This window comes from Novosphingobium pentaromativorans US6-1 (assembly GCF_000767465.1).
GTDB classification, from domain to species: Bacteria; Pseudomonadota; Alphaproteobacteria; order Sphingomonadales; family Sphingomonadaceae; genus Novosphingobium; species Novosphingobium pentaromativorans.
On record NZ_CP009293.1, the window covers coordinates 180,699 to 200,767 of the forward strand.

Sequence of the window (20,069 nt, forward strand, 5' to 3'; positions counted from 1 at the left end):
GCGCCGCCGGTCTGCCCCGACGGCGCGGGCCATCGGATCAGAAGCGGAAACCGGCGCTGAGCAAATAGCTGCGCGGCGCGCCCAGGCTGGCGCGGGTGCCGTTCCAGTTGGTTGTCAGAGCATATTTCTCATTGAGGATATTGTCGACGTTGAGACGCAGATTGATGTTCTGCGTCAAGTCATAAGAAAGCAATGCATTGACGAGCGTATAGGAGGGCAGCTTTCCGAAGATGCCGTTGGGGATCACCCGCAACGCATCGTCGGGGCGGCCGAGATAAGACGATCCGACATGCTGCACGCCAGCCCCGACGGTGAGGCCGAAGGGCAGCTTGTAGCTCGACCAGAGCGTTGCGGAGAGGTTGGGCGTGAACGCCAGCCTGTCGCCGCTGAGACCCGACGCCGGGAAGGCGGCGCTGTAATCGCCGGGATTGCCCAGATTGAGCGCATTCTCCATCTCGTCGCTAAGCTGGCGCTTGCTTTTCATCACCAGCACGCCGCCGAAGATGTTCCATGCATCGGTGATGTTGCCGCTGACGCTGAATTCGCCTCCCTCGACGATCAGCTTCTGATAGCCCTGCAGGCTGTTGGCGGCGTCGCCGGGCCGCCGCCCGACCACCGTGACATTGCGCTTCTCGCCGCGGAAGCCAGCCAGCGCCAGAGAGAGATCTCCATCGAACAGGTCGACCTTAGCGCCGATCTCGTAATTGCGCGAACGGACCGGCCGCGCGCCGGCAACCAGGCCAGGGAAAGCATTGTCGCCCGTGCGCGAAATATCCGGGTTGGACAGATAGGAACCCGGCGGGAGCGCGGATGTGCCGAAGGAGGCGTAAATGCTGGCATTTTCTACCGGTTTCCAGTTGATGCCGACACGGCCACCCCAGGTGAACGGCGAATTGCGAAAGCTGTCGAACGCGCCGGTCGGTGCACCGGCAACGGTCCGGCTTTCGATCGTGACCTTGTATCCTTCGCCACGGATACCGCCGCTGATCTCGAAATGATCGCCGATCGAAATGGTATCGTAGAGGAAAACGGCCAGAGTCTCGATGTCGGCGCGCGCAAGCTCCGTCGCCACGAACGGCGCGGCACCCACGCGCGCCGGATCGGGGGCGAACAGATTGGCAGTTCCCGGATTGAACGGATTGGTCCCGCTCGGGCTGGCGAAGCGCGATGCGTTGGACTTCTCCCAGCTGAGTTCCGCCCCTGCCGCGACCGAGTGGCTGAGCAAACCGGTGTCGAACTGGGCGTTCAGCGCCGTGAGGTTGTTGAGGCTCCGGTTCGTCCGATCGTAGAACCAGGTGGCGGTGGGGACCGCGGCAGGCGCGGTGAAGCCGGTGGCGGCCGTCAGGCGGGATCGACGTTCCACGCGCGACCACCGGGTCTGGTTGCTGATGACGAAGCCCGGGAATGGTTCATATTCGATGCGGCCGAAGATGGCGTCGCTGGTCGCATCGTCGAAGTCGGTCGCCAAACCGTAGAAGGCGTCGCGCCGCACCCCCTTCGTCGCAGGATTGTACCGGAACGTGCCTTCGATGCTCGCGCCGGGCACGCCCCAGTCGGGTCGATCGTCACGCTTGACATGCTCCCAGGAAAGCGTCGCGCGAAGGTTGGTGCCGAGCCCCACCGCGACTGATGGCGCCACTCCCCAGAACTTGTTCCTGGCGAGGTCGCGGCCCGGAACGCCGCTATCCTCGATCACCGCGTTGAAGCGGATCGCAGCCGTCCCGCCAATGGGCTGATTGACGTCGATGGAACCACGCTTGCGCGCTTTGCTGCCATACTGGTCGAAACCGAAGCTCAAATCACCGACTATGAACGTGTCGAGCGTGGGCTTCTTGGTGTTGATGTTTATATAGCCGCCAGCACTGCCGCGACCGTTGTCCGCCGAGGCGCCTTTTACGACCTCGATCGACTCAACGTTGAAGACATCCCTGGAATAGCTGCCCGAATCACGCGCATTGTCGACGAACACGCTGCCACTGGTATCGAAACCGCGCAGCGTGAAATTGTTGGAAGACGTGCCGAACCCATTCTCTCCGGCGTCGAAGCTGATTCCCGGCGTGTTGCGCAATACCTCCGCCAGGGTGCGTGCGCCGCGGTCGCGAATTAGTTCCTGCGAGATGACGTTGATCGTCTGCGGGGTGTCGAGCAGCGGCGCGGTGCTCTTGGGCGAAGGCGTTTCGGTGCGGTTGTAGGTATCGACGATCGCAGTGTCGGTTACCGTGACGCCGCCAAGCCGCTGCGGCTCATCTTCGCTCTGTGCCTGCGCCGGCGACATGCCAACGATCAATCCGAGGCAGCCCAGTGCGAGCAATGCACTGGGCGAGGCGGAGGGAACGGATGTGCGACTCAACTCGATATCGCTCACTTTGCTTACCCCTTTTAAAATGATAATCAGTTGCAATTGCTTCGCTAAGGGGGGCTGAGCGGCCCAAGTCAATTCAAGTGGCCATGCTTAAAATTAGAAAATGCAGACGCAACAAACCCGAAACAATCACATGACGGGCCCCTCGATCCCTCGGTTATCTGCGCTGGGACCGCAGACGATCCTGATTGTCGACGACGATATCGGGATGCGACGGGCGCTGCATCGCATTCTTCGCTCCAATGGTTTCCGTTGCCTGCTGGCGGAGGACGGGGCCGCGATGCGCAGCGTGCTCGCCGAGGCGCGGGTCGACCTGATCCTACTGGACGTGATGATGCCGGGCCAAAGCGGCTTCGACTTATGCCGCGACCTGCGGATACGCGACGACAATCCCGTGCCGATCATCATGATCAGTGCGCGCGGAGAACAGACCGATCTCGTGATCGGGCTGGAATTGGGCGCGGACGACTATATTGCAAAGCCGTTCGGCGAGGGCGAACTGCTGGCTCGTGTGCGCGCCATGCTGCGCCGCAGCCGCACCCCTGTCGCGGAACCCGCGCGAACCCGCAGCCGATTTCTGCGCTTCGACGGCTGGACCGTGGATCTAGGTCAACGCGATCTCTTCACGCCCACGGGAGCGCGCGTCGAGCTTTCCGGCGCCGAGTTCGACCTCTTGCTCGCGTTGATCGAACATCCGCAACGTGTAATCGGGCGGGATGCGCTACTGGAAATGTCCAGAGCGCGGATCGGCAATGCATCGGATCGAACAATCGACGTGCATATCTGCCGCCTGCGCCGGAAGCTCGGCGATGAAGAGAAGCGCGAGACGATCCGCACCGTGCGGGGGTTCGGTTATATCTTTACGAGACCGGTAGAGCAGGCGTGAACATGCTGAGATGGTTGCTGGGCTGGTTCGACAGCCTGCGTGGACGGATCGCTATCGCGCTCCTCATCGGGCTTACTGTCCAGTTCATTGGCAGCGACATCATTTTCGAGCGCATCGAAGCAGCACGCCTGGAACGTGCCCGGGCACAGCGGCTCGCCGACTGGCTCTCCTTTGCGGACGAGTTTGCTGGGACGAGGCCTGATGCATTCGAGCGCATGACCAAACTCTGGCAACCAGACCTCATCGTCCGGCGGAGCCTCGCCGCAGTGCCGGAGGGCGGAGTGCGGTCCGACGGCGAAGCCCGGCAAGTACGGCAACTGATACTCGAAGCCCGGCCGCAACTGCGCCATCATGATGTCCGCGCGACCGCTGAGGGGAGGGATCTCGTCGGGTCAATGCATCTCGCCAATGGCGACTGGTTGGTCTTCCGGGCGGAAGACTATTTCACTTTCTCCTCGCAGCTGCAACGCTTCGCGGTGTCGGGGTTCCTGCTCCTGCTCTGCGTGACGTTTATCGTCCTTTTGTTCGGTCGGATGGTCGGGCGCCCCCTCGCCAGGATCGCGAAGGCTGCATCACGTGTGGGGTGGGATGAGGCGGTGCCTGTCGACGTGAACGGACCTCGCGAGGTGCGCCAGGTTGCCATCGCTTTCGGCCGCATGCAGTCGCGCCTGATGGAACAGGTCGCTGATCGAATGCAATCAATGGCCGCCATGTCGCATGATTTGCGGACACCCCTTGCCAGGATGCGCCTCAATATCTCGGCGGTCGGCGACGCTGAAGCGAGGGCCGCGTTCGAACAGGACGTCGAAGAGATGGAGGGGTTCGTTTCGTCCATCCTGGACTATCTGCGCGGCGACGAGGCGGAAGCAGAACAGCGTGTTGACGTCGCTTCGATCGTGATGACCGTTGTGGATGAAGCGCGCGACCGAAGCGAGAATGCCATTTATGCCGGTCCGGATCGACTGGAGGCAGTGACGCGGCCGCTCAAGCTCAAGCGGCTGGTGCGCAACATCGTTCAGAATGCCACTCGCCATGCGGACAACGCATGCGTCACCCTGACGCAGGGGAAGCATGATATCCACATCGTCGTCACCGATGAGGGCCAGGGTATACCGGATACCGATTTGGAGTTGGTGTTTGAACCGTTCCGACGCCTGGAAAACGCGCGGAAGCGCCACATCGGCGGCTCAGGTTTGGGGTTGACCAGCGCGAGGCGGCTTGTCGAGCGGCTCGGCGGTACCATTACCTTGGCCAATCGGCCGCAGAGTTGCGGTCTGGAAGTAACGATACGCCTGCCTCTCGTCAAAGTTTGATAGCGTTGCGCGGGATGGGCGCACCGCTCCATCTTGGCTAGACGACCGCAACGGAAGGCCCGGGATGGCTGTTGCACGCGCCTTACGTCGCTGGGATCATTCGTCGCGAATGAAACGCTAGCGTTGACTGCACTTCAAGTCGATTGATGACATGGCGAGAGGAGAGGGGGAACCGCCTACGTTCGCGACTTCCTTATCCACGCAGCGCCGCCTCGGGCTCCGGTCATCCTTTGGCCGAACAGGCACCACATAGACATCGCCATAACCCGGCACGTTGACGACGCGCGCAACCGAGCGTGTATCGTCTGAAGGCACGGGTTGGACGTAGACAGTGCCTTGTCCCGGTACGTTCACAATGCGCGGTTGTGGGGAGGCTTGCGTCTGATCGGACGACTGCGCCGCGCTCGAGGAGCTTGCAACGATCCCCAGCATCAAGGCTGTTATTGTCGAAGCTGTACGGCGCATGAGAGTGATGTGGGTTGAGCCGAGAGGACTATCAAGCATCGCAGGCAGGAGCTACAACGGCACCTCTATAGACTTTGCGAATCAATTCGCATCGGTGGGCGTTCGGTTTCCAACGCTGCATGACAGCTACCACGTTCGTGCCAGGAGGCGGGTCCCTTTTTCCGACGGCGTGGCGATGCGCTGATGGCAGGCACACGATCGCTTAGCTTCTTAACTCTTAGCATTTGGCGAAGAAAATAGCGCGACTATGCATTATCTTTGCGGTAGGAGTTAATGGGCAGGACGAAACTAAGCGTGACCGCACGGGGACAGGTGATGGAGCGGAGCTACGATGCGGTACGGCGCGACTTTGCCGCCGTGGTCCGCCCGGCATGAGCACGCGCAATGGCGTGGTGAACCGGCCTGTGGTCGAAGCGGGCGGCAACTTCGCGGACGGTTTAATCCTTTTTGACGGCCGATTCCACGGTGTCGAAACCTTCGTGTCGTTCGACAAGAAGGCAGTGAAGCTACTACAAGGGCAGGGGGTGACCGCCTCGTTTGTGAAGAAGCCATGAGGGCGATCTTCATCCGCCACGGCGAAAGCACCGGCAACGCCGGTGCGCCATGCCATGATCTCGCGACGATCCAGCTGACAGAGCGGGGCCACGAGCAGGCGCTCCAGGTTGCGTCGAGCTGGACCGAAGCGCCCGCGCTCATCGTCACCTCGCCCTATACCCGCACCCGGCAGACGGCCGCTCCGACGATGGCGCGCTTTCCCAGTGTGCCGGTCGAAGTGTGGCCGATCGAGGAGTTTACTTATCTTCAACCGGGGCGCTGGAACGGCACGCGCAGCGCCGAGCGGATGCCGCACCTCGAACGCTATTGGAGCGAGGCCGATCCCGATTATTGCGACGGCGAGGGGGCGGAGAGTTTCAGTACATTGCTCCGGCGCTGCGAGGCGGCGCTGACGCGGCTTGCCGCCATGCCAGCCGGGTCGCTGGTCTATGTGTTCGGACACGGGCAGTTCATCCAGGCCGCGCGTGCGATCATAGCCAACGTCGATCTGGATGATCAGGCCAAGATGCGAGGGTTCTGGCTCAAGGGGGAACCGCCAGCGATCAGCAACGCGCAACGGGTAGGGTTCATTTGGCAAGGCGGGTGTTGGCATTGTGCCACGGCGACGGCCGCTTAGATTGACAGGCGCAGGCCATCCGAAACGGATAGCGATCGTCGTTCATCGGCCTTGTGGTCGCAAGATCGTCGCTGGCAGACATTGAACAGGCTGCGCTCGGTCGCTGAATGTCGAGCTTGCGCCCTGGCTCGCTTTCTGGCCGGAGAGAATGGTGCCCTTGCCGTCATGACATGTGCCCCATGGCAGATGGAGGCACGGTCAAAAGTTCGCAGGAAGATAGTCTTGCAGATAGCGTAAATGGCTCTCGGATCAACGTAGGAATTTTCTGAACCGCCATAATGAGAACGCGAAAAAGGTCGAGCCGATGGTGATGAGGGCAATCACTTGCGGCCAGACGGCTTCCAGCCCGGCGCCGCGGAAAAGCACCGCTCTAGCCAGCGCCACGAAATACGTGTCCGGCGCGGCCGTCATCAGAACCCTGACGAAGCCTGGCATGCTCTCCACAGGCGTCACGCCGCCCGCTAGAACCTGGAGAGGGAAAAGAACCAGCATCAGCAGGAGGCCAAACTGCGGCATCGAACCAGCGAGCGTGGCAAGCAGAATGCCTAGCGACGTGGTTGCAAAAAGCTGGAGAGCGAGCCCGAGCATGAGTAGCCAGAGCGAACCAGCAACCGGGATGGCGAGCCAGGTCCTTATGACCACCGCGATGGCCACAAGCGCAGCGACGAAGACGACGAGCGCGGTGGGCCACATCTTGGCGATCATGATTTCGGTGGGGGTTACAGGCATCACCAGCAGGTGCTCGATCGTACCCCGCTCTCGTTCCCTGATCAGGAATGCGCCGGCAAGGATGACCGAAAGCAGCGAGACGTTGTTTACGACCTCCATCATCGCGCCGTACCAATTGGCATCCAGACCGGGATTGAAGCGCGGGCGAAGGACGAGTTCCACGGGCGCCGCCGGCGCCGACCGATAGTGCTGGACAAATTCCTCGACCTCACCGGAAACGATCGCCTGGATGTAGCCGGCGCCGGTGAACGCCTGCGTCATGCGCGTGGCGTCGATATTGAGCTGGATCGCCGGTGCGCTTCCCGCCAGCACGTCGCGCTGGAAACCGGACGGGATGACCAGGGCGAAGGTATCGACGCCGGCATCCATGCGGCGGTTCATCTGCGAAAGCGAGATCAGCTGCGGCGGATTGAACTGCGGCGGGTAGAAGGCTGAGCCTATGCGCGAGGATAGCGCGGAACCATCCTCGTCCACGATGGAGATTGGCGCCCGGTTCAGCGTTTCCGGCATGACCGTCGCGGCGGCGTAGATCTGCACCGTGAACGCCCAGACGATCAGGGCCAGAAGCGCCGGATTGCGCGCCAGGCCCCACAATTCCTTGATGCCCAACCGCCATATCGTGGATATCCGCATGGCTACCTCGCCTGCTTGCGCAGAAAGAGGACACTGAGGCCAAGCAACGTTAAAGCCGCGAGCAGCAAGGGCAAGAACGAACCTTGCAGTTCCGCGAGCCCGAGCGCCTTGGAGAAGGTGCCACGCGCGATCGTGACGAAGTGGGTGGCTGGATTGATCGAGCCGATAAGCGCCGCCGATCCCTCCATGGAGGAAACTGGATCGAGCATGCCGGAATATTCCACCGCAAGCAGCATCGTCGCAAGCGTAGCGAGAAAGATCGCGGCGATCTGGCTGTTCATGAAGCTTGAAATCAGGAGGCCCAGCCCCGTGGACGCAAATGCGTAGAGCACCGCACCGGCCGCAAGGGCGATCAGGCTGCCCGTGAACGGAACGCCCTGCACGAAGATCGCGAACATCGTCAGCGTCACGGTGTTGATCAGGGCGAGGGCGACATAGGGAAGTTGCTTGCCGAGCAGGAACTCCAGCCGCGAGACCGGCGTGACGTAGAGATTGACGATAGAGCCCATCTCCTTTTCCCGGACGATCGACAGCGTCGCCAGCATGGTCGGGATGAAGAGGAGCACAAGCGCGATGACCGCCGGAACGATGGCGATGAGGCTTTCCAAAGTGGGATTGTAGCGGAAGCGCGGCTCCAGCTCGAAGTTTCCTGCGACGGCTTTGGCGCCAATCATCTGTCTGGCCTTTTCCGCCAGCCAGTAGGCGTGCAAACCTTCGACATAGCCCTGCGCGGTTTCAGCGCGCGTAGGCATCGCGCCGTCGATCCACGCCCCAATCGTGACGCTTCGACCGGCGGAAAGATCGCGCGCGAATCCAGGTGGTATCTCGAGCGCGAGGCTGAGTTCACCGCTGCGCATGCGCCGGTCCATCTCGGCAGGGCTGGAGATCGGCGGCCGCTCGGTGAAGAAGCGAGACCCGGCGATCTGTTGCGTGTAGTCCCGGCTCAACGTCGTCTGGTCATAGTCCAGCACAGCATAGGGAAGGTCCTCGACATCCATGCTGATGCCGTAGCCGATCACGAAAAGCAGCAGGACGCTACCGAGAAAGGCGAAGGCGGCCCGGATCGGGTCGCGGCGCAGTTCGATGGTCTCCCGCCTCGCATAGCTCAGGAGACGTCGCGTGTTGAGCCCGCCGGACGCGGCCCTTGTTGCATCGTCCGGCGCACCCTTCGCTGGAGACTCGCCGGGTTGGCGGATGGTTTCCCCTCTATTTTCCTCCGACGGGTTGCGGCCATCCTCGCCCGCGATGGCCGCTTCCAGGTAATGGACGAAAGCCTGTTCCAGGTTTGTGCTGCCGCTCATCTCGACGAGCGCCTGGGGGGTGTCGCTGATCAGCACCTTGCCGGCGTGCATAAACGAGATGCGGTCGCAGCGTTCCGCCTCGCTCATGAAATGGGTGGAAATGAAGATGGTGACGCCATCGTTGCGCGAGAGGTCGGCGAAAATCTGCCACAAGGCGTCGCGGGCTATCGGATCCACGCCCGATGTGGGCTCATCGAGGATCAATATTTCAGGTGCGTGGATCATTGCGACCGCCAGCGACAGGCGCTGGGTCAGCCCGAGCGGCAGGGCCGCGGGCAATACGTCGAGAACCTCGGAAAGCCCGAAACGACGCGTCATCTCATCGATGCGCGCCGGGATGTCGCGCGCAGGCAGATCGAACAGCCGGGCGTGCAGATCGAGATTTTGGCGAACCGTCAGCTCCGAATAGAGCGAAAATGATTGCGACATGTAGCCGACCCGACGGCGCGTCGCGATGTCGCCGGTGTCGACCTGCTGGCCGAACAGACGGGCGGTGCCGTCGCTGGCCGGCAGGAGGCCGGTCAGCATCTTCATCGTCGTGGTTTTGCCGCAGCCGTTGGAGCCGAGAAACCCGAAAATCTCGCCACGCGGTAGGCGGAAGCTGACCTTGTCGACCGCAGTGAAGTCGCCGAAGCGCATCGTCAGCCCGTCCGCTTCGATCGCGGGCTGGCCATCGCCGCCAACAGGGCGTGGAGGAATGACGACACCTCGATGGAGCTTGCGCTTGGATTCCGGCATCAGGGCGATGAAGGCCTCGTCCAGAGACGAAACGCCCGTCTGCCGCCGAAGGTCCTCCGGTGTGCCGGTGGCGAGAACCCGTCCGCCGTCCATGGCGATGAGCCGGTCAAAACGCGCGGCCTCTTCCATATAGGCCGTGGCGACGATGACGCCCATGCCGGGCCGACCGGCGCGGATCGCATCGATGAGGGTCCAGAATTGCCGGCGCGCCATCGGATCGACGCCGGTGGTCGGCTCATCGAGGATCAGCAGGTCCGGATCATGGATAAGCGCGCAGCACAGGCCGAGCTTCTGCTTCATGCCTCCTGATAGTTTGCCCACCGGCCGGTTTTCGAACCGGGCGAGGCCGGTCGCTAACAGCAATTCGCCGATCCGCTGTTCCCGCACCGTCCGGGGATGTCCGAACAGCCGTCCGAAGAAATCGAGGTTCTCAAACACGGACAGTGTCGGATAAAGGTTTTTGCCCAAGCCCTGCGGCATGTAGGCAATGCGTGGCCCGACGTCGCGGCGCTGGCGCCCACTTCGCATATCGGCCCCGAGCGTTTCAACGCGGCCATTCTGGACCTTGCGCGCGCCGGCGACCAGCGAGAGCAAGGTCGATTTTCCAACGCCGTCCGGCCCGATCAGGCCGACGATGCGGCCAGCTTGAAAATCGAGCGTCACATCGTCCAAGGCGCGCGTCTTGCCGAAGACGTGGCTGACGCCTCGCAGGCAGGCAATGACGGCGGCCGGGTCCGGCGACGCCTCGTCCGTCATTCGAGAAGTCCCGTGGTCAGATGTTCGGGCCATTCGGCGGCCGGGTCGAGCCGCACATAAGCGACGCCGGGGAGGCCCGGCTTCACATAGTCTGAATATTTTTGCACGAGTCCGGGGGCGATGCGCACGCGCACGCGAAACATAAGCTCCTGCCGCTCATCGGCCGTTTCCACCGTTCTCGGTGTGAACTGGGCCATATCGGAAATGAAGGATACCGTGGCGGGCACCACGACACCCGGCGCGGTGTCGAGCACGATGCGCGCGGGCGCCCCCAGCCGCAATCGTCCCGCCTCCACTGTCGGCAGGAAGAACGTCATGTAGACGTCACCCAGGTCGATCAGGTTGAGCACCCGCCCGCCGCCCGCGACGACTTCGCCGGGCTGAGCGACGCGATACTGGACGCGGCCGCCGCGCGGCGCACGTAGATCACTGTCACCGATGTCCGCCTCGATCCGCTGGAGGGTAGCGCGGGCCGCGTCGACGTTGGAGCGGGCGCCGATCACCTGATTGCGGGCCGTGGCGATCGCCGCATCCACCGAAGCGAGCTGCGCGCGCGCCGCCTCCAACGCGGCGCTGGCGCCGTCTACCTGGGCGCTGTCATCGTCGCGCTCCTGTATCGCGGTCGCGCCCTCTCTGGACAGGGTCTCGGATCGGGCCAGACGCCTGCGCGCCGCATTAAGCTCCGCCTCGCGCTGCCGCACGACCGCGAAGGCCGAGGCTCGTTCGCTCTGGCGCTGCACGACCTGGCTTTGCGCCACCAGCACTGAGTTGCGCGCCTGCGCGAGTTGCGCCTCGGCCTCGGCGCGCTGGGCAGAGAGGATATCGACCTCCATATGGGCGACCACCTGTCCCGCCTTCACCATCTGCCCTTCCTCGGCGACGATGTCGCGAATCCGGCCCGGCGACTTGGCGGACACGTCGATCTCCACCGCCTCGACCCGCCCGTTGCCGCTGACGATCCCTTCCGGGAGCCCCGATGGTCTCAGCGCGGTCCACATCAGGAAGGCCGCAACGGCGAGCGCCAGGACGGCCCCACCGCGCACGATCCAGGTCTTCGGCGGCTTCTTCATGGGTTTACTATCCTGCGTGCAGCGGTCGTGGACGCGTCCTGATAAGAGAAGCCGCCGCCGAGGGCGGAATAAAGCGCGACGACGCTTGCCAGCTCGGCTCGGCGCAGTTGCACCAGCGCCTGCTCGGTCTCAAACAGATCGCGTTGGGCATCGAGCACTTCGAGGTAGGACGACCGCCCGTTGTCGAAGCTCAGCTGCGCCAGCCGCGCGCGTTCGGTCAGCGCAGCCAGCATCTCGCGGGTGGTCTCGATCTGCAGAGTCAGCTGGCGCCGGCGGACGAGCGCGTCCGACACGTCTCGAAAGGCGCGCTGGATCGTTTGCTCATATTCGGCCACAGCGAGATCGCGCCGTGCGAGGGCGACGTCGAGCGTTCTCTTGAGGCGGCCCGCGGTGAAAATCGGCAGCGTGATCGTAGGGGTGAAGGTCCATGCTTCGCTTCCACCTCGGAACAGGCCATCCAACTCGCTGCTCGCGGTGCCATAGGCACCGGTCAAGTTGATGTTGGGCAAAAAGGCAGACCGCGCTGCGCCGATGTTGGCGTTGGCCGCTTTCAGCCGATGCTCCGCACCGATGATGTCCGGACGGTCAAGTAGCAAATCTGAGGGGAGGCCAATCGGCAACACCATGCTGGGCGCCGCCGCGGCGAGGTGGGGGGGCTCGGGCGCGATCTGGACGGGTCGTCCGACCAGCAGGGCGAGCGCGTTGCGGTTCACCTCGCGATCCTGATCGAGCGCATGCAACGCATTGCGCGCCTGCGCGAGCAGGGTCTGTGCCTGCGTCATGTCGAGCTTCGATCCGGACCCCACTTCGTATCGCCGGCGCATGATGCGCAGTGCTTCTTCGCGGGTCTGGATCGTCCGACGGGCGAGCGCGGCGCGCTCTCCATATTCACACTCGAGGAGATAGCCGTTCGCGACTTGGGCGACGAGGTCAGTCGCCACTGCACGGCGCGCTTCCTCACTCGATAAATATTGCTCACGCCCCGCATCGCGCAGGTTGCGTAGCCTTCCCCAGAAATCGATCTCCCAGCCGGCGCTCATCTGCGCGCTCATCTGCCGAATATCGATCGTCTGCGGGCCAATGCCGGGAAGATTAAACAAGGACCGGCCACGCGTTCCGGTGCCGACCGCATCGAGCGTGGGGTAGAGGGCAGCCCCCTCGATCCGCCATGCCGCGCGCGCCTCGGCCACGCGCGCGGTCGCAATCCGCAAATCGCGGTTGTTGGCGAGGGCATCGGAGATCAGCTCGCGCAAGCCCGCCTCGCGAAAGAAATCCTGCCAACCGATCGCAGCCACCGATCGCTCGTTGACCGTGCCGCTCGGATAGTTCGCCGGGATGGGAGCCGCCGGCCGAACATGGTCGGGCGCAAACGAACAGCCCGCTAGCAGCGCGAGCATTGACACCGTAACGAAGATCGCCAGCCTTCCGGAGCTCCGCCTGATCGTCACGCAAAACATCCGGCGGTTCGACGAATGGAACTCGGCGACCAGTGGACCAGACCGGCTTCCCTCGGACATCTACGGACGAAGAAGCGATCAGGCCAACACCGCTGCAGTGGCCTCAGCGCTGATCGAACGAAGCGCGCTCTGCGAGGCGAGCGCTTCAGGCGCCTCGACAAACGCATTGTGGCAGCTGGTTGGACATCGACATGGGGCGCCCCTCCCGATAAGATGCGCGCATGTATCCAATATTTCCCGTTCGGGGTCAAGATGTGCAGGCTGCTGTAAAGGAAGATAAGGGCATGAACGGCGACGTGAAGCGAATTAACTTTCAGCTGCATCTTATGCTTCAGAAGCAAGCTTTTTCCGCACCGACTAGGGGTAGGAAAATGGTGTCGATCCACGCGGTACGAAGATCCGCGTCTGGCGCCGACCAGGTCATCAGCACATGATGCCGGAAGAGATCAGGCAAGAGGTGAGCGATCGGCGGGGTTAGTCTGCCGGCATCAATCTCCCCCCGCGCCACGCCGCGTTCAAGAATTAGCGCCAAGATATCAGGCTCGTCGTACGATAGCATCGCACGAAGATCGTTGGGCGCCTTGCCCTTGCTGCGCGAGTATTCCGTCGAAAAGAGTGTAAATGCCGCCGCCATCGCCGCTGCGCGTTTGGCGGCTAGGTCGAACATCTCGTTGAGCTCCACGCGCACATCGCCGCGATCGGGAACGTTGACGGGGTAATTGGCCATACGGCGCCGAATGGCAGCGATTACAAGCGCTGCCCGTCCGTCCCAACGGCGGGCTAGTACCGGCCGGCTGGTACCTGCTCGCGTCGCCACTGCGTCCATCGTTAGCCCGGCATAGCCATGTGCGTTTAACTCCGCCCAAGCTGCATCAAGGATAGCACCTTCCAGGTCTGCTCCTCGTCTCCGTTCAGGCATGTACCTGTCCTTATATCAGATGCGACCGCGCATCTTGAGCTCATATGGCAGCCATTGGGTACATGAACGCATCTTATCTGAGGCGGTTTCCATGTCGATGCTCGACCTCACATCGCAAGGCGCGCAGCCTCGCGCTCAGATCGAATCCAGCATATCACCGGGCTGCTTGCTTTGTTGGATCGGCATTCAGGGAACAGATGACATTCTTGGAGGCACTGATGCAGTGCTTATTGCAGGCGCTGGCTAAGGCGCAATCGTCACTTTCGTGAACCAATGACGGTCGTTGTCGCCGAGCTTCGGAAGGCCAGACAATGCGATCCTGCTCTATAACGATGTGTCGATTGCGAAACCTTTTCTAATCAGATCCGGAACTTTCCGCTGGTCTACATCGCCAGGCCATACCCGTATGACGGGGGCGATTTGCTCCATCCGTGGATGTGTGACGGCCTTCGCAGCCATATAGACCTCATCCGTGGATCCCATCGCCTCGACGATGATCGTCCGGACCTCGCCGGAGTCGCGCGACCGCGCCTCAAGAATGAAATCCGGGCGGCAGGAGCCGATCGGGGTGAGGGTGTCGAAGACGGGCTTCTCAAGAGCCAGATCAATCCCGATGCGATCGAACGACGCGCGTAGCTTGATAAGCTCGCGCAGCACGCTGCGCTCAAATTCTGAATCGACCGGTATGAACCTGTTGCCCGAATAGATGGGCTGGGCATAGCCGCGAAGCGGCGCATAGCCATGGGCTTCGGGATATTCGCCGGCGACCACGATCGCCAGATAGGGCCCCTTGACCGGGTTGCCACGTATCGAAGGCGACTTGACCCGGTTGGCGAGAACGACGGGATCGCTCCCGGCGACGTGGATCGTTGAGCCCCGGAACTCTTGAGCGAATAGAGCGAGAAACGCTTGTGGCGCGTGGCCGCGAGGCCAGGAGCGGGCGAGTTCACGCAGGCGAGCGTAGACACGCTTGCTCTGAAGCGCATGCGCATGTGTCCAGAAGGCTCTCCCCAGTTCGATGCCAGGGGCGATTTCGACTTTGCCGGCAGCGGTCGCCAACAACTTGAACTCTTCGCCGATCGAGCGTTCCGGCCGCTCTTCGAAGAGGGGCGGGCAGCGATTGAGCCCCGAGAGATTAAGCAGTCGCCATAAGAGACGTGCTAAGCGGGGAATTGACGCCTGCCTGGTCCGGTCGTCGGTGGTATCCTCTTCCGGTCGCTGGGCAAGTTTTTCAGGCGCGGGCCGCAAGACCTCGAAATAGCCCGTTGGCGGCTCGGCCGGACTTTCCTGCGTCCGCACCTCGGTGATGCGGTTGGTCGCCTGATCGCGGAAAAACGGGCAATCGGGCTGGTGTTCCGGCCGGTTGGTGCTCGTGAGACGACGCAGATAATAGGTTTCGGCTTCAGACAGGAAGGCAGGCGTCAGGATAGGCGGTGCTTCGCCAGGCGGGAGGCAGTCACACGCTATCCATTTCTCGCCAATCCGCGCCTGCTGGACAAGCATGATGCCAGCCTCTTCGTCACCGCGCGAGCCCGCACCCACATACCAGCGTACGAGTGCATCCCGCACTGGCGCAGGCAGCGGAATTCTGCCTGCGCCACAGCCGTTGCTGTGCCGCGCAATCAACCACATGACGGTCTGGATGACGGGTTGATTGCGGCCGCCTCCTCGTCCGGGTGATGGATTGACAAGGAAGGATCGGGTGATCTCCACTTTTCCCGTTGGTTAGTTGGGAGGTCATTATGCGATCGAATTTGACGGCCGTTGGGGTGCTGGCGGTGGCGTTGGGCGCTGGTGCGGCGGCTGCATCCCCTCCCGCGCCGACGGCCCGCAGCGTTCAACTCATCGTCATGGGGGCGCCAGCGCAGCCCGATACGACGTCCGTTCGCGGAACCGTGGCCGCGGAAGCTCCCCCACTCCTGGATACCGCCGAGTTGGCCTCGCAATTTCGCGTCCACGATCTCAGTCGGCGGTGGGTCGAACATCAGATGGGCGCCAGCTTTGCGGCTGGCCCCGAGGCGCAGGACGCCTCGGACGGCGATCCCTTCGCGTACGTCGGCATCGCGCAGCCGCTCGTCTCTCCTGTCGGAGTATCTGTTCTTCCGGCGGCGTTCATTCCCGTGCCGCCCTGGATGCGCGGCGGAGCTGTCTATGCGTCGGCCGCCGCGCGCTACGTCCCAGGGTGTTCGCTTGCGCCCTACAGACCGACGGGCTTCCTGAGATTGGATGCGGAGTCGCGCCGTGCCAGCTATTTCGGAATAATGAGTAACATAGCTTGCGAATACGGAATTCCGGTCGGCTTGTTCGATGCCATGATCATTCGCGAAAGCCAGTACCAGCCCGATGTCTATTCGCCCAAGAACGCATTCGGGCTCACCCAACTCATGCCGGCAACCGCGATTTCGCTCGGCGTCAATCGCTACAGTGTTGAAGGAAATCTGCGGGGAGGAGCAAGATATTTGCGCGAGCAGCTTGATCGGTTCGGCCACTACCATCTGGCGCTGGCAGCATATAATGCCGGGCCTGGACGGGTCCGTAATGGACGCATCCCGCCGATCGCGGAGACCCAGGCCTATGTTGATAATGTGCTGCTCAACTGGTCGCGACTGAGTGGTGTCGGTCGGCAGGCGACCATCGTATCGGGTGAGACAGCCTCCTATGCGCAGCCCGGTCTGAAGACCGGAAGGAGAGCTGCGGTCTCGACGTTCTAGCTCGGTCAGTTTCTGATCGCGGTGAATCACGTCACATCTGGGTTACAGGTGAAAATCGTCGAGCTTGGAGAGGCGATCCCTGCGTTCATGGATCGCTTCGATTTCTTCGGCGACTTTCTTGATGAAGGAGTTCTGAAACGCTGGACTCCAACTGTGCCTGACCTCTGTTCCATCAATTCCGCCAAGTGCCTCGAGCACAGGGATCATCTTCTGGGGTGCTCCGACGCATATGTCGCACAGCATGAAGACAACGCCTGAGTAGCATCGCCGGTGGTAGGCATCGAGATCTTTGAAGGCTTTCAGGCAGACGTATGCGTGAACCAAATTCATGTCGAGAGCATGCAGTATTCGTTCGAACTCTGGAAGAGTCATAGTCGAGCGCTTGCCAGGATCGCCGTGCAGCAAGGCGCCCAGTCTGGACTTGCTGATGCCAGTACGCACCGCCAGCTTGCGTTGCGTATCTTTCATTTCGGCCATAGTCGTGAGGATCAGGGGGACATAGTCCCCTCCGAGCTCATCGCTGTCGGCGACCTCCACAACTTACGCCCCTACCTTGGCATGAGACGACATATGATCCCCCAGCGCAGTACGGATGAGGAAAGAAATCATAGCGGAATAGCCAATGCAACCCCCCAGTTAGCGCCAGATCGGCGCCAGGGGGTTAGCTAACATCCGGTTAATGGGCAGTTTTAACTGCGGGGGTCGTCCCCAGACCCGTTGGAACGAGGTTGACCGGATCCGTCGAGTTCCAGCTTTGCGATCACGCTCGCAGCCTTCTGCTGAACGACGTAATCGAAAAGCAGCGCGGATAAAGCGTCCCCAACAGAAATATTTGTCGCAAGTCTCGTTTCAAGAAGATTTCGAACTCGAACAAGATTCTCCGCACTTGTTTCAGTAATTAACAGGTTTATTCGGATCGATCCGTCTGTTGGTAGCGCAACCAAGTGCTGCCGGATATTCTTCGCGTCCTCATCATCGATCTTTTCTATGCCCGGAACGCGACTGTTCACGAGGTCATCGAGAGTTTGAAAGCACTTCGTCTCATTCGAGCGAAGTCGAAGACTCTCGGTCGTGAGACGAAAGAGGGGTTCGGAAATGTCGAGTGTATAGCCTCGTGAGTCAGCGCCCATAGAGCCCACGTCCTGAATTGCCCTGGTTCATTTGAGCCCGGTTATGGTCGGTTGCCTTAGCAGGATAATGAACAGGCAATGGTTAATATCTGACAGGTTTACCCCCAACGAATCTATCGTGAAAGAGGCTTGTCCGCAATTGCGGGGCACGCTGCCCCGTCACCTCGGGCAGATTGCCCCGAAAACCGGGGCAAGGTGTCCCGCATATCGGGGCAAGCCGCCCCGATAATCCAGCCGATGAGCAGGGAAACGAAAAAAACTTTGCGATTCGCGGCGAGCGATCGCGTGCTCGGTTGCGACCGCCCGAACCGATAGCCCAGCTTTTCCATGGGCGCGGATCCGTCGCGTCTTCATGTGAAGGAAATCCCATCATGCACTCTGTCGTAAAAGAGAGCAGGCGCGCGGAACTGGTGGGCCTCGTGCTCGCGGCGCTGCTGTTCGCCTTTTTCTGGTTCGCCGCACCGGCATTCGCCGGCGCCGACACGACCTTCAACACCGCGCTGACCAAGTTCACCGACTTCCTCGAGGGCTCGGGCGGCAAGATCATCACCGTCCTCAGTCTCGCCGGCGGCATCGTCGCGCTCGCCTCAGGTCGTTTCTCGATGGGTCAGATCGCCATCCCCGTCGGCGTGGGCGTTGGCGCCGGCACCGGTATCCCGATCGTCACCTCGACCGTCACGGCGACGATCTGACAGTCCCGGTGATCGGTCGGAGTAGCAGCTTCGGCCGATCCAAAGGAGAGGGTGGTGCAATGGCTGCGGACAAGTACGTCATCCCAACGCATCTGGATGATCCCGAGCTGATCGGGCTGTGGACCCTGGATGAGTTCCTAGCGATGGTCATACCCTTCGCCTGGGGGATCCTGTCTCAGCACATCCTCATTGGCATAGCGCTTTCGGGTGCGGGCTGGTGGGGTCTCAGAAAGGCTAAGGCAGGTCGGGCGACGTCGTGGCTTCTTCACTTGGCCTATTGGTATCTCCCGGCCGGGTTCACCGGCCTGAGAGCCACGCCACCCTCGTTCCTTCGATTGATGGCGGGGTGATATGGAACTCTCGTACAGCCATTCGAACAGCCAGCGGATCCTACGGCAGCGGAATATCCTGGCGATCGCGGCCGCCGGGCTCTGCGCGTTGACGCTGCTGCTGTTGATCTTCGTTGTGTCACGCGACCGGGAGGTCGTCCTGCAACCGATCCTGCGCTCGCCTCTCACAGTCAGCTCGGCCGGAGTCAGCCGCGAATATCTCGAGATGGTTACGCGCGACACGGTCGTGCTGACGCTCGACCGCAGCCCCCAGAACCTCGAATACTGGATGAACGCCGTCCTCGATATCACGAGCCCGCGCATGCAGGGCAAGATCAAGGCCGACCTGCTCAAGATCGTCAATGAGCAGCGCGGATCGTCGATTTCCCAGTTCTTCACAATCGAGAAGATGGGGCTCGACACCAGCAAACTCCGCTCGGAGGTCACCGGCAGCCTGCACACGATCGTCGGCAACAAGGTGATCTCCAACGAGCGTCGGACCTTCCGGTACGACTGGGAATATTCCGGCCTGTCGCTGAAACTCATCGGTTTCGGGATGGTGACGGCCGAAGAGGGGAAGGACAAATGATGTCGGTCTTCGCAATCGGCAGCGCTGCTGCCGGTACCGTCTTCCTGTCGCGTGTCGACTGTGTGCTGAGCCGCGGTCTCGGTGCCGGACTGGTCGCGTTCGCAGTGCTTTTGGTGGCCGATCCGGCATGGGCGGATCAAACTGTCATGGCTTCGGACAGCGCACAGGTCGACTGCATGGCGTCCGCAAAGGATTTGACACGTATCAGTCTCGTCGAGGACGAGTTCGCGTCGGTCTCGAAGATCTCGACGGGCAATCCGATGGACGACTTCTCGGTGGTCAATGAGCCCGTCCGCGGCGACATTTATCTCTCGGTGCCCGACGGATTTGCCCGGCCGGCGCTGTCCTTTTTCGCCACGAGCAAGCGCGGCTACGTTTACAAGTTCGTCTGCCGGATCAGCGGCGAGCAGGCCGCGCAGGTCTTTGTCTCGAACCCTGCGATCGCCAACGAAAAGGCGGCCGAGAACGGACCGGCTCAGAAGCTCGCGCCCAGGGACGCCGCGGTCGAGCTGGTCCAGGCCATGTATTCCAACGCCGTTGCCGATGGTTACGAGATGCGCCAGCGCGCCTTACGACCCGTCTTCGTCGGCACGCTCAAGGTCCAGATGATCGCGGAGTATCGCGGGTCGGACCTCACCGGCAGGGTGCTACGCATCGAAAACAAGGGCGATCAGCTGGTCGAGCTCACCGAAGCCATGGTGGCGCCGGCGAGCGCACTGGCGGTGTCGGTCGCGGAGAACAAGCTCGCCCCAGGGAAGGTCACGACGGCCTACCTCGTTTCCCAGAACGGCCAATACGCCCAGACACAAAGGTGAGGA

General features: G+C 61.9%; 17 protein-coding genes and 2 pseudogenes. 9 read left to right on the forward strand and 10 right to left on the reverse strand.

What is annotated here, in order from left to right; all coding sequences use genetic code 11:
- Positions 1–37: 37 nt before the first annotated feature.
- On the reverse strand, positions 38–2,365 hold the full coding sequence (locus JI59_RS22745; RefSeq protein ID WP_007015632.1) for a TonB-dependent receptor: 2,328 nt from the start codon (positions 2,363–2,365) through the stop codon (positions 38–40).
- A gap of 130 nt (positions 2,366–2,495) precedes the next feature.
- Here JI59_RS22745 and JI59_RS22750 point away from each other — a divergent pair, with 130 nt between their 5' ends.
- The 4 genes and pseudogenes from JI59_RS22750 to JI59_RS22765 all read left to right on the forward strand — a co-directional run bounded on the left by JI59_RS22750 (position 2,496) and on the right by JI59_RS22765 (position 6,197).
- Positions 2,496–3,248 (forward strand): response regulator transcription factor, encoded by a 753-nt coding sequence (locus JI59_RS22750; RefSeq protein ID WP_007015631.1) that lies wholly within the window; start codon positions 2,496–2,498, stop codon positions 3,246–3,248.
- 2 nt (positions 3,249–3,250) lie between these two features.
- Positions 3,251–4,561: an ATP-binding protein gene (locus tag JI59_RS22755; protein ID WP_052118046.1), complete on the forward strand. Its 1,311-nt coding sequence runs from the start codon at positions 3,251–3,253 to the stop codon at positions 4,559–4,561.
- Positions 4,562–5,397: 836 nt separating this feature from the next.
- Positions 5,398–5,580 (forward strand): annotated as a pseudogene (locus tag JI59_RS22760) (VapC toxin family PIN domain ribonuclease); the annotation flags it as partial.
- Entirely contained in the window at positions 5,577–6,197 is a 621-nt protein-coding gene (locus JI59_RS22765) for a histidine phosphatase family protein (protein WP_007015628.1), read from the forward strand. The pseudogene JI59_RS22760 and the gene JI59_RS22765, both read left to right, overlap by 4 nt.
- 249 nt (positions 6,198–6,446) lie before the next feature.
- Here JI59_RS22765 and JI59_RS22770 read toward each other — a convergent pair whose 3' ends face one another.
- From JI59_RS22770 to JI59_RS22795, 7 genes and pseudogenes are all read right to left on the reverse strand, one after another.
- Entirely contained in the window at positions 6,447–7,559 is a 1,113-nt protein-coding gene (locus JI59_RS22770; protein ID WP_007015627.1) for an ABC transporter permease, read from the reverse strand.
- 2 nt (positions 7,560–7,561) lie between these two features.
- Positions 7,562–10,354, reverse strand: coding sequence for a ribosome-associated ATPase/putative transporter RbbA (gene rbbA / locus JI59_RS22775; protein WP_007015626.1), 2,793 nt, complete (start codon positions 10,352–10,354; stop codon positions 7,562–7,564).
- On the reverse strand, positions 10,351–11,424 hold the full coding sequence (locus tag JI59_RS22780; RefSeq protein WP_007015625.1) for an HlyD family secretion protein: 1,074 nt from the start codon (positions 11,422–11,424) through the stop codon (positions 10,351–10,353). Before JI59_RS22780 ends, rbbA begins: the two co-directional genes overlap by 4 nt.
- A complete protein-coding gene (locus JI59_RS22785) occupies positions 11,421–12,941 on the reverse strand; it encodes an efflux transporter outer membrane subunit (RefSeq protein ID WP_338042188.1) in 1,521 nt (506 codons plus the stop codon). Before JI59_RS22785 ends, JI59_RS22780 begins: the two co-directional genes overlap by 4 nt.
- A gap of 271 nt (positions 12,942–13,212) precedes the next feature.
- Positions 13,213–13,608 carry a TetR-like C-terminal domain-containing protein gene (locus JI59_RS22790; RefSeq protein WP_007015623.1) on the reverse strand — a complete coding sequence of 132 codons (396 nt, stop codon included), beginning with the start codon at positions 13,606–13,608 and terminating at the stop codon, positions 13,213–13,215.
- Between the two features lie 24 nt (positions 13,609–13,632).
- A pseudogene (locus JI59_RS28070) lies at positions 13,633–13,800 on the reverse strand (helix-turn-helix domain-containing protein); the annotation flags it as partial.
- Between the two features lie 324 nt (positions 13,801–14,124).
- On the reverse strand, positions 14,125–15,432 hold the full coding sequence (locus JI59_RS22795; protein WP_039858694.1) for a hypothetical protein: 1,308 nt from the start codon (positions 15,430–15,432) through the stop codon (positions 14,125–14,127).
- Between the two features lie 137 nt (positions 15,433–15,569).
- Between JI59_RS22795 and JI59_RS27480 the strand changes: the two genes are divergently transcribed.
- A complete protein-coding gene (locus tag JI59_RS27480) occupies positions 15,570–16,511 on the forward strand; it encodes a lytic transglycosylase domain-containing protein (protein ID WP_007015620.1) in 942 nt (313 codons plus the stop codon).
- A 42-nt stretch (positions 16,512–16,553) separates the two neighbouring features.
- Here the strand turns inward: JI59_RS27480 and JI59_RS22805 are convergent, their stop codons facing one another.
- Positions 16,554–17,048 carry a helix-turn-helix domain-containing protein gene (locus tag JI59_RS22805; protein ID WP_039858688.1) on the reverse strand — a complete coding sequence of 165 codons (495 nt, stop codon included), beginning with the start codon at positions 17,046–17,048 and terminating at the stop codon, positions 16,554–16,556.
- A 152-nt stretch (positions 17,049–17,200) separates the two neighbouring features.
- Positions 17,201–17,521, reverse strand: a complete 321-nt coding sequence (locus JI59_RS27485) for a hypothetical protein (protein ID WP_239000636.1) — start codon at positions 17,519–17,521, stop codon at positions 17,201–17,203.
- A gap of 491 nt (positions 17,522–18,012) precedes the next feature.
- Between JI59_RS27485 and JI59_RS22815 the strand changes: the two genes are divergently transcribed.
- The 4 genes from JI59_RS22815 to JI59_RS22830 are packed head-to-tail and all read left to right on the forward strand — an operon-like array spanning position 18,013 to position 20,066.
- Positions 18,013–18,333: a TrbC/VirB2 family protein gene (locus tag JI59_RS22815; RefSeq protein WP_039858685.1), complete on the forward strand. Its 321-nt coding sequence runs from the start codon at positions 18,013–18,015 to the stop codon at positions 18,331–18,333.
- Between the two features lie 59 nt (positions 18,334–18,392).
- The gene (gene traL, locus JI59_RS22820) at positions 18,393–18,683 is read left to right on the forward strand and encodes a type IV conjugative transfer system protein TraL (protein ID WP_039858682.1); all 291 of its coding nucleotides are present in this window, start codon (positions 18,393–18,395) and stop codon (positions 18,681–18,683) included.
- A gap of 1 nt (position 18,684) precedes the next feature.
- Positions 18,685–19,251, forward strand: coding sequence for a type IV conjugative transfer system protein TraE (locus JI59_RS22825; RefSeq protein ID WP_039858680.1), 567 nt, complete (start codon positions 18,685–18,687; stop codon positions 19,249–19,251).
- Entirely contained in the window at positions 19,248–20,066 is an 819-nt protein-coding gene (locus JI59_RS22830) for a type-F conjugative transfer system secretin TraK (protein WP_007015614.1), read from the forward strand. Before JI59_RS22825 ends, JI59_RS22830 begins: the two co-directional genes overlap by 4 nt.
- Positions 20,067–20,069 lie beyond the last annotated feature (3 nt).

Coding starts and splice junctions, on each gene's coding strand:
- JI59_RS22815 (WP_039858685.1), top strand. CDS start 18,013: ATGCACTCTGTCGTAAAAGAGAGCAGGCGCGCGGAACTGGTGGGCCTC.
- JI59_RS22755 (WP_052118046.1), top strand. CDS start 3,251: ATGCTGAGATGGTTGCTGGGCTGGTTCGACAGCCTGCGTGGACGGATC.
- JI59_RS22785 (WP_338042188.1), bottom strand. CDS start 12,941: ATGTCCGAGGGAAGCCGGTCTGGTCCACTGGTCGCCGAGTTCCATTCG.
- JI59_RS22765 (WP_007015628.1), top strand. CDS start 5,577: ATGAGGGCGATCTTCATCCGCCACGGCGAAAGCACCGGCAACGCCGGT.
- traL (WP_039858682.1), top strand. CDS start 18,393: ATGGCTGCGGACAAGTACGTCATCCCAACGCATCTGGATGATCCCGAG.
- JI59_RS22795 (WP_039858694.1), bottom strand. CDS start 15,432: ATGTGGTTGATTGCGCGGCACAGCAACGGCTGTGGCGCAGGCAGAATT.
- JI59_RS22780 (WP_007015625.1), bottom strand. CDS start 11,424: ATGAAGAAGCCGCCGAAGACCTGGATCGTGCGCGGTGGGGCCGTCCTG.
- JI59_RS22770 (WP_007015627.1), bottom strand. CDS start 7,559: ATGCGGATATCCACGATATGGCGGTTGGGCATCAAGGAATTGTGGGGC.
- rbbA (WP_007015626.1), bottom strand. CDS start 10,354: ATGACGGACGAGGCGTCGCCGGACCCGGCCGCCGTCATTGCCTGCCTG.
- JI59_RS22790 (WP_007015623.1), bottom strand. CDS start 13,608: ATGGCCAATTACCCCGTCAACGTTCCCGATCGCGGCGATGTGCGCGTG.
- JI59_RS22830 (WP_007015614.1), top strand. CDS start 19,248: ATGATGTCGGTCTTCGCAATCGGCAGCGCTGCTGCCGGTACCGTCTTC.
- JI59_RS22825 (WP_039858680.1), top strand. CDS start 18,685: ATGGAACTCTCGTACAGCCATTCGAACAGCCAGCGGATCCTACGGCAG.
- JI59_RS22750 (WP_007015631.1), top strand. CDS start 2,496: ATGACGGGCCCCTCGATCCCTCGGTTATCTGCGCTGGGACCGCAGACG.